This window comes from Pseudomonas sp. SMN11, from assembly GCF_052041945.1.
Taxonomy (GTDB): Bacteria; Pseudomonadota; Gammaproteobacteria; order Pseudomonadales; family Pseudomonadaceae; genus Aquipseudomonas.
On sequence record NZ_JBKGGW010000006.1, the window covers coordinates 1 to 13,484 of the forward strand.

14 protein-coding genes are annotated in these 13,484 nt (G+C 63.2%); 7 read left to right on the plus strand and 7 right to left on the minus strand.

Annotated features, from left to right (window positions below; genetic code table 11):
* Positions 1–80 precede the first annotated feature (80 nt).
* Positions 81–1,385 (minus strand): D-amino acid dehydrogenase, encoded by a 1,305-nt coding sequence (gene dadA, locus ACLEJU_RS08000; protein WP_435425658.1) that lies wholly within the window; start codon positions 1,383–1,385, stop codon positions 81–83.
* A 152-nt stretch (positions 1,386–1,537) separates the two neighbouring features.
* On the opposite strand from dadA, the gene dadR reads away from it, so the two are divergent.
* Positions 1,538–2,026: a transcriptional regulator DadR gene (gene dadR / locus ACLEJU_RS08005; RefSeq protein ID WP_003258963.1), complete on the plus strand. Its 489-nt coding sequence runs from the start codon at positions 1,538–1,540 to the stop codon at positions 2,024–2,026.
* Between the two features lie 2 nt (positions 2,027–2,028).
* Here dadR and ACLEJU_RS08010 read toward each other — a convergent pair whose 3' ends face one another.
* Complete coding sequence (locus ACLEJU_RS08010; protein WP_110639854.1) at positions 2,029–2,382, minus strand: YkgJ family cysteine cluster protein; 354 nt, start codon at positions 2,380–2,382, stop codon at positions 2,029–2,031.
* Between the two features lie 103 nt (positions 2,383–2,485).
* On the opposite strand from ACLEJU_RS08010, the gene ACLEJU_RS08015 reads away from it, so the two are divergent.
* Positions 2,486–3,778 carry an NAD(P)/FAD-dependent oxidoreductase gene (locus ACLEJU_RS08015; protein WP_435425659.1) on the plus strand — a complete coding sequence of 431 codons (1,293 nt, stop codon included), beginning with the start codon at positions 2,486–2,488 and terminating at the stop codon, positions 3,776–3,778.
* Positions 3,779–3,920: 142 nt separating this feature from the next.
* On the opposite strand, the gene ACLEJU_RS08020 is transcribed toward ACLEJU_RS08015, so the two are convergent.
* Positions 3,921–4,151 carry a DUF1127 domain-containing protein gene (locus ACLEJU_RS08020; protein WP_060507671.1) on the minus strand — a complete coding sequence of 77 codons (231 nt, stop codon included), beginning with the start codon at positions 4,149–4,151 and terminating at the stop codon, positions 3,921–3,923.
* A 180-nt stretch (positions 4,152–4,331) separates the two neighbouring features.
* Between ACLEJU_RS08020 and ACLEJU_RS08025 the strand changes: the two genes are divergently transcribed.
* Entirely contained in the window at positions 4,332–5,762 is a 1,431-nt protein-coding gene (locus ACLEJU_RS08025) for a PLP-dependent aminotransferase family protein (RefSeq protein ID WP_435421771.1), read from the plus strand.
* Between the two features lie 60 nt (positions 5,763–5,822).
* A complete protein-coding gene (locus ACLEJU_RS08030) occupies positions 5,823–7,376 on the plus strand; it encodes a phospholipase D family protein (RefSeq protein WP_435421772.1) in 1,554 nt (517 codons plus the stop codon).
* Positions 7,377–7,378: 2 nt separating this feature from the next.
* Here ACLEJU_RS08030 and ACLEJU_RS08035 read toward each other — a convergent pair whose 3' ends face one another.
* A complete protein-coding gene (locus tag ACLEJU_RS08035; protein ID WP_159412764.1) occupies positions 7,379–8,518 on the minus strand; it encodes an MFS transporter in 1,140 nt (379 codons plus the stop codon).
* A 103-nt stretch (positions 8,519–8,621) separates the two neighbouring features.
* Positions 8,622–10,115, minus strand: coding sequence for an aldehyde dehydrogenase (locus ACLEJU_RS08040; protein WP_103448485.1), 1,494 nt, complete (start codon positions 10,113–10,115; stop codon positions 8,622–8,624).
* Between the two features lie 196 nt (positions 10,116–10,311).
* Between ACLEJU_RS08040 and ACLEJU_RS08045 the strand changes: the two genes are divergently transcribed.
* Positions 10,312–10,671, plus strand: coding sequence for a cupin domain-containing protein (locus tag ACLEJU_RS08045; protein ID WP_003253509.1), 360 nt, complete (start codon positions 10,312–10,314; stop codon positions 10,669–10,671).
* A gap of 85 nt (positions 10,672–10,756) precedes the next feature.
* Positions 10,757–10,960 (plus strand): hypothetical protein, encoded by a 204-nt coding sequence (locus ACLEJU_RS08050; RefSeq protein WP_435421773.1) that lies wholly within the window; start codon positions 10,757–10,759, stop codon positions 10,958–10,960.
* 66 nt (positions 10,961–11,026) lie between these two features.
* Here the strand turns inward: ACLEJU_RS08050 and rpmG are convergent, their stop codons facing one another.
* Positions 11,027–11,182, minus strand: a complete 156-nt coding sequence (gene rpmG, locus ACLEJU_RS08055; RefSeq protein WP_003253507.1) for a 50S ribosomal protein L33 — start codon at positions 11,180–11,182, stop codon at positions 11,027–11,029.
* A gap of 11 nt (positions 11,183–11,193) precedes the next feature.
* Positions 11,194–11,430, minus strand: coding sequence for a 50S ribosomal protein L28 (gene rpmB, locus ACLEJU_RS08060; RefSeq protein ID WP_003253504.1), 237 nt, complete (start codon positions 11,428–11,430; stop codon positions 11,194–11,196).
* A gap of 361 nt (positions 11,431–11,791) precedes the next feature.
* Between rpmB and ACLEJU_RS08065 the strand changes: the two genes are divergently transcribed.
* Positions 11,792–13,381: an ABC transporter substrate-binding protein gene (locus ACLEJU_RS08065; RefSeq protein WP_435421774.1), complete on the plus strand. Its 1,590-nt coding sequence runs from the start codon at positions 11,792–11,794 to the stop codon at positions 13,379–13,381.
* Positions 13,382–13,484 lie beyond the last annotated feature (103 nt).

Consider the following 13,484-nt stretch of genomic DNA (forward strand, 5'->3'; position numbering starts at 1 on the left):
TGCCTGGGGGGGATTAAGGGGTGGAAAATGGTTTTGGTTTCTTCGCGGCTGAAGCCGCGAAGAACCCGGAATAGGCGACCTTACTGCTGGTGGGCCGGCGCAGCCTGCCCGTGCTTGGCGACTTCCGGGCTGTTGCCATACCGGGAGATGTCCAGGCCTTCGGCACTGATCTGCGGCTTCTTGCGCGCAATCAGGTCGGCCAGCAGACGGCCGGAACCGCACGCCATGGTCCAGCCCAGCGTACCGTGGCCGGTGTTGAGGAACAGGTTGCGGAACGCGGTGGCCCCCACGATCGGCGTACCGTCCGGGGTCGCCGGGCGCAGGCCGGTCCAGAAACTGGCCTCGCTCAGGTCGCCGCCGCGAGGATAAAGGTCGTTGACGATCATCTCCAGCGTTTCGCGTCGACGCGGGTTCAGCGACAGGTCAAAACCGGCGATTTCAGCCATGCCGCCAACGCGGATGCGGTTGTCGAAACGGGTGATCGCGACCTTGTAGGTCTCGTCGAGAATGGTCGAGGTCGGTGCCATGTCGGCATTGGTGATCGGCACGGTCAGCGAGTAACCCTTGAGCGGATACACCGGGGCCTTGATGCCCAGGGGCTTGAGCATCTGCGGCGAGTAGCTGCCCAGAGCCAGCACGTAGCGGTCGGCGGTTTCCAGCTTGCCGTCGATCCACACACCGTTGATGCGATCACCGGCGAAGTCCAGGCGCTGGATGTCCTGACCGAAGCGGAACTCAACCCCCAGATTCACCGCCATTTCGGCGAGCTTGGTGGTGAACAGCTGACAGTCACCGGTCTGGTCGTTGGGCAGGCGCAGGGCGCCGGCGAGGATGTCTTTCACCCCGGCCAGGGCCGGCTCGACACGGGCGATGCCATCGCGGTCAAGCAGCTCGTAAGGCACGCCGGACTGTTCGAGCACGGCAATGTCCTTGGCTGCGGCGTCAACCTGGGCCTGGGTGCGGAACAGCTGGGTAGTACCCAGGCTACGGTTCTCGTAGGCAATGCCGGTTTCGGCGCGCAGTTCGTCGAGGCAGTCACGGCTGTACTCGGACAGGCGAACCATGCGCTCCTTGTTCACTGCGTAGCGGCTGGCGGTGCAGTTGCGCAGCATCTGCGCCATCCACAGGTACTGGTCGACATCACCGGTCAACTTGATGGCCAGGGGCGCGTGGCGCTCCAGCAGCCATTTGATGGCTTTCAGCGGCACGCCGGGGGCGGCCCAGGGCGAGGCATAGCCGGGCGAGATCTGGCCTGCGTTGGCAAAGCTGGTTTCCAGGGCCACTGCCGGCTGGCGGTCGACCACAGTCACCTCGAAGCCTTGCCGGGCCAGATAATAGGCACTGGCGGTACCAATCACACCGCTACCAAGTACCAATACTCGCATCGTTCATCCCTCGCACGCGGCGCACCGCATTTTGTTGATATGGCATGGATGCGCGCAGTATAAGAATCTGAGCCCAGTGCAATTCACTATATAAAAGCCTATTATTGGCGAGAATTCTCGGCAAAATCGCCTTTCACGGAGGGGCATCCCCTATGAGAACCCAGCACCAGAGCAAGCGTGAACTGGACAAGATCGACCGTAACATCCTGCGCATCCTGCAGAATGACGGGCGTATTTCCTTCACCGAACTGGGCGAGAAAGTTGGGCTTTCCACCACCCCCTGCACCGAGCGCGTACGCCGCCTGGAGCGCGAGGGCATCATCATGGGCTACAACGCCCGGCTGAATCCGCAGCACCTCAAGGGCAGCCTGCTGGTGTTCGTGGAAATCAGCCTGGACTACAAGTCCGGCGACACCTTCGAGGAGTTCCGCCGTGCGGTGCTCAAGCTGCCCCACGTGCTGGAGTGCCACCTGGTATCCGGCGACTTCGACTACCTGGTGAAAGCGCGCATTTCCGAAATGGCCTCGTACCGCAAGCTGCTCGGCGACATCCTGCTGAAGCTGCCACACGTGCGCGAGTCGAAGAGCTACATCGTGATGGAAGAGGTGAAAGAGAGCCTCTGCCTGCCCATCCCCGACTGAGGCTAGACCAGCACCTGGCGCGTGCTGGCGATGAACTGGTGGACCAGTTGCTCGGCTTCGGGCTCGATCATCGGGTCCGGGCCACGGCCACGCGGGCAGGCCATACGCGGCGTGGTGCCGAACAGGCGGCAGATCATCGGCCGTTCTTCATAAACGGTGCAGCCGTTGGGGCCCAGGTGCACACAGTTCAGGTGCTCCAGCGCGGCATCCTGCTCGGCCTGGGTCTTGCGCGGCAGGCGGGCCATCTCCTCGGACGAAGTGGTCACCGGGCCGCAGCAGTCATGACAGCCGGGCTCGCATTCGAATGAAGGAATGAGCTCGCGCAGGAAGTGGATCTTGTGGCGGTTGCAGGACATGGCTGGGTACAAGATTGAAAATGAAATCCGGCTTGAATTATAGGGCCAATTACCAAGCCACGGCTTATCCTCCTACAACCAAAATCGCCACAGGACCTCGCTCATGATCCACAGCGCGCAGCATGCCGCCTCCTACTACGCCGCCAGCAGCGCGCCCCACCCGGACCATTCCTTCCTGCAAGGCGAACACAGTGCCGACGTGTGTATCGTCGGTGGTGGTTACTCGGGCCTGAACACCGCCATCGAGCTGGCCGAGCGCGGCTTCTCGGTGATCCTCCTGGAAGCACGCAAGCTCGGCTGGGGCGCCAGCGGGCGCAATGGCGGCCAGCTGATTCGCGGCGTCGGCCACGGCCTGGAGCAGTTTCTCCCGGTGATCGGCGAAGAAGGCGTACGCAGCCTGAGGCTGATGGGCCTGGAAGCCGTGCAGATCGTCCGGGAGCGTGTCGAGCGCCACGCCATCGCCTGCGACCTGACCTGGGGCTACTGTGACCTGGCAAACAAGCCCGGCGAGCTGAAGGGTTTTGCCGAGGATGCCGATGAACTGCGCAGCCTGGGCTACCGCCACGAACTGCGCCTGGTGGGCAAGGACGACATGCACAGCGTGGTGGGCTCCGACCGCTACGTCGGCGGCCTGATCGACATGGGGTCGGGCCACCTGCACCCGCTCAACCTGGCCCTGGGTGAAGCGGCCGTGGCCAGTCGCCTGGGGGTGAAGCTGTTCGAACAGTCCGAGGTCACCCGCATCGACTACGGCCCTGAAGTCCAGGTGCACACCACCCAGGGCCGGGTGCGCGCCAAGACCCTGGTGCTGTGCTGCAACGCCTACCACAACGACCTCAACCGCGAGCTGGGCGGCAAGGTACTGCCCGCCGGTAGCTACATCATTGCCACCGAGCCGCTGGACGAAGAACGCGCCCATCAGTTGCTGCCGCAGAACATGGCCGTGTGCGACCAGCGCGTGGCGCTGGACTACTATCGCCTGTCGGCTGACCGCCGCCTGCTGTTCGGCGGTGCCTGCCATTATTCTGGTCGCGACCCGAAGGACATCGCTGCCTACATGCGGCCAAAGATGCTCCAGGTGTTCCCGCAACTGGCGGATGTGCGCATCGATTATCAGTGGGGCGGCATGATCGGCATCGGCGCCAACCGCCTGCCACAGGTCGGCCGCCTGGCCAGCCAGCCTAACGTCTACTACGCCCAGGCCTATGCGGGCCACGGCCTCAACGCCACCCACCTGGCCGCGCGCCTGCTGGGTGAAGCGATCAGCGGCCAGGAAAGCGGGCGCTTCGACCTGTTCGCCAAGGTACCGCACGTCACCTTCCCCGGCGGCAGGCACCTGCGCTCGCCAGTACTGGCCCTGGGGATGCTCTGGCATCGCCTGAAAGAGCTGCTCTGACAGACGACTTCGTCCATGTGGGAGCGGCCTTGTGTCGCGAAAGGGCCGCATAGCGGCCCCAGCGTTTTTGGCTGCGAAGCTGATGTCTTGGGGCTGCTTTGCAGCCCTTTCGCGACACAAGGCCGCTCCCACACTGACCGCGTCAGTCCTTCCAGAAGGGCTTGCGCCCTTCGGTACGCGCCTGTTCCCAGCTCAGTCCGATATCCCGCAGCTGGTCATCATCCAGCTGCAGCAGGGCCCGGCGGGTGTGCCAGCGATGCAGCATCAGCCCCCAACGCCCAAGCCCTGCCGGTGCGTTGAAAACCTTGGTCTGCTGCCCGGCGTCCAGCTCCTTGGCCAACAGTTGCAAGCGCACATCGCTCATGCCACCCATCGCTGCTCTCTCCCATTTCAGTTCGTAACCGTGGAGAAAGCATGCGCGACGACAGGTGTGGCAATACAGATCCAATACTGGCTTATTATTCCCATACAGAATTGGTCGTCTGACGCCTGAATGTTATATTTTCAACGCAACTGTACTGGTCGCTTCCTACAAGAAGCGTAGGAGTATGCCGTGACTCTCTACCTGAATCTCGCCGAGCTGCTCGGCGCACGCATCGAACAGGGCCTTTACCACCCTGGCCAACGTCTGCCATCGGTGCGCGCCCTCAGCGTGGAGCACGGTGTCAGCTTGAGTACCGTGCAGCAGGCCTACCGCATGCTCGAAGACAGCGGCATGGTCTCGCCACGGCCCAAGTCTGGCTACTTCGTCAGCGACCATCGCTACCTCCCTGCCCTGCCCGCGGTCAGCCGCCCGGCCCAACGCCCGGTGGATATCTCGCAATGGGAGCAGGTACTCGAACTGGTGCGCAGCACCCCGCACCCGGACGTGATCCAGCTCGGCCGCGGCATGCCCGACATCGACAGCCCGACCCTCAAGCCGCTGCTGCGCAGCCTCGCCCAACTGAGCCGGCGCCAGGACATGCCTGGCCTGTACTACGACAACATCCACGGCAACCTGGCCCTGCGCGAGCAGATCGCCCGGCTGATGCTCGACTCCGGCTGCCGCCTGGGCCCGGCCGACCTGGTGGTGACCACCGGCTGCCACGAGGCGCTGTCGTGCAGCATCCGCGCAGTGTGCGAGCCGGGCGATATCGTCGCGGTCGACTCGCCAAGCTTCCACGGCGCCATGCAGACCCTCAAGGGCCTGGGCATGAAGGCCCTGGAAATTCCTACCGACCCGGTCACCGGCATCAGCCTCGAAGCCCTGGAACTGGCGCTCGAGCAATGGCCGATCAAGCTCATCCAGATCACCCCGAGCTGCAACAACCCGCTTGGCTACATCATGCCCGAGGCGCGCAAGAAGGCCCTGCTGAGCCTGGCCCAGCGCTACGATGTAGCGATCCTTGAAGACGACGTGTATGGCGACCTGGCCTACACCTACCCACGCCCGCGCACCCTCAAGTCGTTCGACGAAGATGGCCGCGTGCTGCTGTGCAGTTCGTTTTCCAAGACCCTCGCCCCTGGCCTGCGCATCGGCTGGGTCGCCCCCGGCCGCTACCTGGAGCGGGTGCTGCACATGAAGTACATCAGCACCGGCAGCACTTCCAGCCAGCCGCAACTGGCGATCGCCGAGTTCATCGCCGCTGGCCACTACCAGCCCCATGTGCGACGCATGCGCAGCCAGTACCAGCGTGGCCGCGACCTGATGAGCGACTGGGTAACCCGTTATTTCCCGCCCGGTTCTCGGGTCAGCCGGCCGCAAGGCGGCTTCATGCTGTGGGTGGAGTTGCCCGAAGATTTCGACACGCTACGCCTGAACCGCGCTTTACTGGAGCAGGGTGTGCAGATCGCCGTGGGCAGCATCTTCTCGGCCTCGGGCAAGTTCCGCCATTGCCTGCGCATGAATTTCGCCGCGCGGCCAACACCGAAGATCGAAGCGGCCGTGCGCAAGGTAGGTGAAACCGCCCTTCGTCTACTGGATGAAGACCACGCCGAGGCGTAACTTTGCGCCGCCTTTCGTAGTCCAACCCCTTAGCGCTTTGCCGTACAGGACGATCCACCCTTGAGACTTCAGCGAGCCTTGTCTCTGCTGCTGGTGCTGCTACTCGGCCTCAATGGCTGTGCCAGCGTCGGCACGCCCCGCGAAACCAGCCAGGCGCTGCCTGCCAGCGAGTCGGCCTTCGGCCGCTCGGTATTGCGCCAGGCCGCGCCCTATGAAGGGCGTTCGGGCTTTCGCCTGCTGCCCAACAGCAACGAGGCCTTCCGTGCCCGCGCCGAGCTCATCCGTAATGCCCAGGCGAGCATCGACCTGCAGTACTACATTGTCCACGATGGCTTGAGCACCCGCGCCCTGGTGCACGAACTGCTGCGTGCCGCCGACCGCGGCGTACGCGTGCGCATCCTGCTCGACGACACCACCAGCGATGGCCTGGACACCATCATGGGCACCCTCGATGCCCACCCAAACATCGAGATCCGCGTGTTCAATCCGTTGCACCTGGGGCGCAGCACAGGCGTGACGCGTGCAGTCGGCCGCCTGTTCAACCTGTCGCGCCAGCACCGGCGCATGCACAACAAGTTGTTCCTGGTGGACAACAGCATGGCCATCGTCGGCGGGCGCAACCTGGGTGACGAGTACTTCGATGCCGAACCCAACCTCAACTTCACCGACATCGACCTGCTCGGCGTCGGGCCGGTGGCCGAGCAACTGGGGCACAGCTTCGACCAGTACTGGAACAGCGCCCTGAGCCGGCCAATCACCGACTTCCTCTGGCGCGCCCCCGACGCCGACGACCTGCGCGCCAGCCGCCAGCGCCTGGAAGTGTCCCTGGCCGAGGCGCGGGTACAGCGCAAGGCCCTGTATGACCGGCTCATGTCCTATCAGTCGCAACCGCGCCTGGACGTGTGGCGCAACGAGCTTATCTGGGCCCACGCGCAAGCATTGTGGGATGCACCGAGCAAAGTACTGGCCGACGATGAGCCGGACCCGCAATTGCTGATGAGCCAACAACTGGCACCTGACCTTGCCAACGTGCACCGCGAGTTGATCCTGATGTCGGCCTATTTCGTGCCCGGAGAGCCGGGGCTGCTGTACCTGACCGGCCGGGCCGATGCTGGCACTTCGGTGAAGTTGCTGACCAACTCGCTGGAAGCCACTGACGTGCCAGCGGTGCATGGCGGCTATGCCCCTTATCGCCGCGCGCTGCTCGAGCATGGTGTGCAGCTGTTTGAATTGCGTCGCCAGCCGGGTGACCCCAGTGCCGGGCACCTGAGTTTCCGTGGCAGCTCCGACTCGAGCCTGCATACCAAGGCCATCGTGTTCGACCGGCGCAAGACCTTTGTCGGCTCGTTCAACTTCGACCCCCGCTCGGTACTGTGGAACACCGAGGTTGGCGTGCTGGTGGACAGCCCGGAGCTGGCCGAATACACCCGCGAGCTGGCCCAGCAGGGTATGGCGCCAGCGTTGAGTTACCAGGTCAAGCTGGTGAGTGACAAGCTGGTCTGGGCCACTGAGGACAATGGCCAACGGCACATGCTGACATCAGAACCAGGCGGCCTCTGGCGACGCTTCAATGCCTGGATCAGCAAGGCCGTTGGCCTGGAGAAAATGCTCTAGGCTCAGGCCGAGGCAGGCTCGAATGCTCCGCGCCTGCGGGTCAGCACCACCAGGCCGGCTGCCCCCGCTGCCATCAGCCACAGCAGCGCATGCCCGCTGATCCATTGGCTCCCCGCGCCGGCCAGCAACGGGCCGAGCAGGCAACCGATACCCCATAGCTGCGCCACATGAGCATTGGCCCGCACCAAGGCGTCATCACGGTAGCGCTCGCCGATCAAAATCAGCGACAAGGTGAACAAGCCACCGGCACTGGCACCGAACAGCACCCACAGGGGCCAGATCGCGGGTGTGTCCAGCAGCAACGGAATCGCCAGGCTGGAAACCATCAAGGTAACCGCGCAGCCGGTGAACAGCGCCTGCCGCGACATGTGGTCGGCCAAGGCGCCGATCGGCAATTGCAGCACCGCATCGCCCACCACTACGGTACTGACCATGAACAGGGCGATCTCGGTACTGAAGCCCTGCTGCAGGCAATACACCGGCAACAAGGTAAGAATCATCGCCTCGAAGGCGGCAAACAGGGCGACAGCCCAGGCAATCACCGGCAAGCGGCGGCAAAAGGCGAACAGGTCGCCGAAGGTCACGCTACAGGCTTCGGTGCTGGGTGCGCCACCACGCCCGAGCAGCAGCAAGGGTGCCAGCAGCAACAGTCCGGTCGCTGCCCAGAAGCCAAAGTCATCGTCGGAACCGAGGAAACCCAGCACCAACGGCCCGGCCAACTGGCTCAGGGCATAGCTGCTGCCATACAGCGCCACCAAGCGACCGCGCCATTGCTCGACCACCAGCTGATTGATCCAGCTCTCGCCGAGGATGAACACCACGGTCAGCGACATGCCTATGAGCAGGCGCAGGGCCAGCCACAGCGGGTAGCTTGGCAGCAGCGCCACCAGGCCGATGGACAGCGCCCCACCCCACAGGCACAGGCGCATCGCCGAGGGCACGCCAACCCAACCTGCCAGGCGGCTGGCCAGGCTGGCGCCGAGCAGCACGCCCAGTGCAGGCATTGCCGCCATCACGCCGATGGCGAACCCACCGTAGCCCCAGGCCTCAAGGCGCAGGGACACCAGCGGCATGCTCACACCGAGCGCAAGCCCGACACTGAGCACCGACGCCAGCACGGCAAAATAGGTTCCCCAACGCATTGCAGCCTCCCAGGCAGAATTCTTGAATGGCAGAAACGACGAAGCCGGGGCGGTATGAGCCGCCCCGGCCATTGTTGGGGCCGCTAGGCGGCCCCCACTGGAATTACAGCTTGATCCAGGTCGCCTTCAGCTCGGTGTACTTCTCCAGCGCATGCAGCGACTTGTCACGGCCGTTGCCCGACTGCTTGAAGCCACCGAACGGCGCGGTCATGTCGCCGCCGTCGTACTGGTTGACCCAGACGCTGCCAGCGCGCACGGCACGGGCGGTCTTGTGGGCCTTGGAGATGTCCGAGGTCCAGATACCAGCGGCCAGGCCATACGGGGTGTCGTTGGCGATGGCGATGGCTTCTTCGGCGGTGTCGAAGGCGATCACCGACAGCACTGGGCCGAAGATTTCTTCCTGGGCGATCTTCATGGCGTTGGTCACGCCGTCAAAGATGGTCGGTTCGACGTAGGTGCCACCGGTTTCTTCCAGGGTGCGCTTGCCGCCGGCCAGCAGCTTGGCGCCGTCCTTGTGGCCAGCGTCGATGTACGACAGTACGGTGTTCATCTGCTGTGTGTCGACCAGTGCACCGACAGTGGTCTGCGGGTCCAGCGGGTTGCCTGGCTTCCAGCCTTTGAGGGCCTCGACCACCATTGGCAGGAACTTGTCCTTGATCGAACGCTCGACCAGCAGGCGGGAACCGGCGGTGCAGACTTCGCCCTGGTTGAAGGCGATGGCACTGGCGGCAGCTTCAGCGGCGGCTTGCAGGTCCGGGGCGTCGGCGAAGACGATGTTCGGGCTCTTGCCACCGGCTTCCAGCCAGATGCGCTTCATGTTCGACTCACCAGCGTAGACCATCAGCTGCTTGGCGATCTTGGTCGAACCGGTGAACACCAGGGTGTCGACGTCCATGTGCAGGGCCAGGGCCTTGCCCACGGTGTGGCCGTAGCCTGGCAGCACGTTCAGCACGCCAGCCGGGATGCCGGCTTCGATCGCCAACTGGGCGATGCGGATGGCGGTCAGCGGGGATTTCTCGGACGGCTTGAGCACCAGCGAGTTGCCGGTAGCCAGGGCCGGGGCGATTTTCCAGCAGGCCATCAGCAGCGGGAAGTTCCACGGTACGATGGCACCGACCACACCCACCGGCTCACGGGTAACCAGGCCGAGCTGGTCATGTGGAGTCGGCGCGACTTCGTCGTAGACTTTGTCGATGGCTTCGGCGGTCCAGTGAATGGCTTGCGCCGCGCCCGGCACGTCGATGCTGGAGGAGTCGCCAATCGGCTTGCCCATGTCCAGGGTTTCCAGCAGTGCCAGCTCTTCGACGTTCTTGCGCAGCAGGTCGGCGAAGCGGATCAGCTTGGCCTTGCGCTTGGCCGGGGCCAGTTGCGACCAGACGCCGGAATTGAAGGTGGCGCGCGCATTTTCCACGGCGCGATTAGCGTCGGCCAGGTCGCAGCTGGCAACCTTGGCCAGGAAGCGTCCGTCGACCGGGCTCAGGCAGTCGAATGTTTCACCGGATGCGGCGTCGGTGTATTCGCCGTTGATGAAGGCGCGGCCTTCGATCTTCAGTTGCTGGGCACGTTGTTCCCAGTCCGCACGAGTCAGGGTGGTCATACGAAACTCCTCCTCTTGTTTAGGTGCAACGCCGCACTGAGGACTCACTGGCGTTGTCAGAATTCTGGCCGGGCGACGAGCGCACACTGGCAAGCGATACCCTAAACCAGGCTGGGTAAAGTATCAATATATTTGACACGAATGGCCTAAACGCCTACTGATGTGCATTTTATTAAACAACAACAGGAGCCGCACCATGAGCATCGACAGCATCATCGACTTCGCCCAGGTTCTCACCGAGGCCGAACGCTACCGCCCAGCCGCGGAAAAAATCCTCAAGGGCGAGCCGGACCAGGCTGTCTACAACCACTATTCCAGCCCATGCGGGCAGTTCGCTGCAGGCGTCTGGGAAGGAGAGGTCGGTCAGTGGACGGTGAACTACACCGAGCATGAATATTGCGAGATCGTGCAGGGCGTTTCGGTACTGCGCGACCAGGATGGCGGGGCGAAGACCTTGCGTGCCGGTGATCGATTTGTCATCCCGGCAGGCTTCAAGGGCACCTGGGAAGTGCTGGAGCCATGCCGCAAGATCTATGTAATGTTCGAGCAGAAGTAACTATGTAGTGCCGGCGACCTTAAGGACTGCTTGAGGATGACCCCGCCCATATCGGGCCATTCTTACGCAAAAAAGGAAGCTGACCATGAACAACGATGAAGTGCTGCAAGCCCTCGCCCACCTGATCGGCACGCCTTACGAGCCCTCGGTGAAAAGCACCATCACCGAAATCACTGGCCGCCCCCGCGTCGTAGGGCCCAACGAAATGAGCACGAAGGAATACGACATCAACCGGATTCACATCCGCACCGATGCCAATCAGCTGATCCAAGGTTTCAGCTTCAACTAACCCCGCCGCAGGCATAAAAAAACCCGCGTCCTTTCGGATGCGGGTTTTTTTCAGGTCGCCGATCAATTACTTGATCTTGGCTTCCTTGTACACCACGTGCTTGCGAACAACCGGATCGTATTTCTTGATCTCGATTTTGTCCGGGGTGGTGCGCTTGTTCTTGTCGGTGGTGTAGAAGTGGCCGGTACCGGCACTCGAAACCAGACGGATCAATTCACGCATGATGTTCTCCCTTAAACCTTGGCGCCAGCTTTACGGATATCAACCAGAACGGCGTCGATGCCGCGCTTGTCGATGATACGCATGCCTTTGGCGGATACGCGCAGACGCACGAAACGCTTCTCGGATTCAACCCAGAAACGGTGGTGCTGCAGGTTCGGCAGGAAACGACGACGGGTTTTGTTGTTTGCGTGGGAAATGTTGTTCCCGGTTACTGGACCCTTACCAGTAACTTGACAGACTCTCGACATGACTCAGCCCTCTAAAACCACATGCCCAACCCGGCATGGGTTGGCCGCTTAATCTCTCAGTCTTTGGCGCCAGGCGCCGTGATTCTGGAGGTCTTATCGACCGGATCCGCTGATGCGACAGGCCGAGCCCCTAGAAAAGAGCGCTGCTTTATACCAGAAAGACTACGCCGCAACAACAGAAGATGAGCATTCGTGTGCTGCAAATAGCGCGCGAGCAGCATAGCGACTCGCCCGCCGCGCTGTCGACCGCTCGTCGCCAAGCGACTGAAAAAGAAGGTGGTCATTTCCTTTTTCGCGCACTAGGGTAGGACGTTTCCAGACTGCGCCGGCAGATGGGCCATCGACCAGCCAAGGAGCCACCATGCGTGCTGCCGCCCTTTCCTTATTGTTCACCTCTCTGTTCGCCGCAGGCGTTGCCCAGGCCGCCCCATTGAGCGTCTGCACCGAGGCCAGCCCCGAAGGCTTCGATGTGGTCCAGTACAACTCGCTGACCACCACCAACGCGTCGGCCGACGTGCTGATGAACCGCCTGGTCGAGTTCGACGCGGGCCAGGGCAAGGTGGTGCCGAGCCTGGCGCAGAGCTGGACGGTGTCGGCCGATGGCCTGACCTACGACTTCAAGCTGCGCGACGGGGTGAAGTTCCACACCACGCCTTACTTCAAGCCCACCCGCGAACTGAACGCCGACGACGTGCTGTTCAGCTTCCAGCGCATGCTCTACCCCGCCCACGCCTGGCACAAGACCGCGCCGGGTGGCTACCCACACGCCCAGTCACTGCAATTGGGCAGCCTGATCAAGGCGATCGAGGCCCCGGAACCAAACACCGTGCGTTTCACCCTGACCCACGCCGACGCCACCTTCCTGGCCACCCTGAGCATGGGCTTCGCCTCGATCTACTCGGCCGAGTACGCCGACAAGCTGCTCAAGGAAGGCAACCCGGAAAAGCTCAACAGCCAGCCGATCGGCACCGGCCCGTTCGTATTCCAGCGTTTCCAGAAGGATGCCGTGGTGCGCTACCGCGCCAACCCGGATTATTTCGACGGCAAGCCGGCTGTCGACCCGCTGATCTTCGCCATCACCCCCGACGCCAACGTGCGCCTGCAGAAGCTCAAGCGGGGCGAATGCCAGGTGGCCCTGTCGCCCAAGCCGGTGGACATCGCCGAAGCCGGCAAGGACGGCAACCTCAAGGTCGCCACCACCCCGGCGTTCATGACCGCCTTCGTCGCCATCAACAGCGAACACCCGCCGCTGGACAAGCCTGAAGTGCGCCAGGCGATCAACCTGGCCTTCGACAAGCAGGCCTACCTCAAGGCCGTGTTCGAAGACACCGCCACCGCCGCCAACGGCCCCTACCCGCCCAACACCTGGAGCTACGCCAAGGACCTGCCCGGCTACCCGCTGAACCAGGCCAAGGCCAAGGCACTGCTGACCAAGGCCGGCCTGGCTGATGGCTTCAGCACGACCATCTGGACCCGGCCGTCGGGCAGCCTGCTCAACCCCAACCCGAGCCTGGGCGCGCAGATGCTCCAGGCCGACCTGGCGAAGATCGGCATCAAGGCCGAGATCCGCGTGATCGAGTGGGGCGAGTTGATCCGCCGGGCCAAAGCCGGCGAACATGACCTGCTGTTCATGGGCTGGGCCGGCGACAACGGCGACCCGGACAACTTCCTCAGCCCGCAGTTTTCCTGCGCGGCGGTAAAGTCGGGGACCAACTTCGCACGGTTCTGCGATGACCGCCTGGACCAGCTGATCAGTGCCGGGCGCACCACCAACGACCAGAGCGTGCGCAGCCGGCTGTACCAGCAGGCGCAGACCTTGATCCAGCAGCAGGCACTTTGGGTGCCACTGGCGCATCCGACGGCAGCGACGCTGTTGCGCCAAGGGGTCGAGGGCTACCAGGTGAGCCCGTTCGGGCGACTGGACTTCAGCAAGGTGTCGGCGACCCGATGAGGTTGGGGTAGTGCTTGCCTTGAGGGCTCTGGCGCCTGTGATATCGAGCGCCGCGCGGGCGGCGCTCGATATCAGCGACGCCTAAAATCTCAAGACAGGCCCG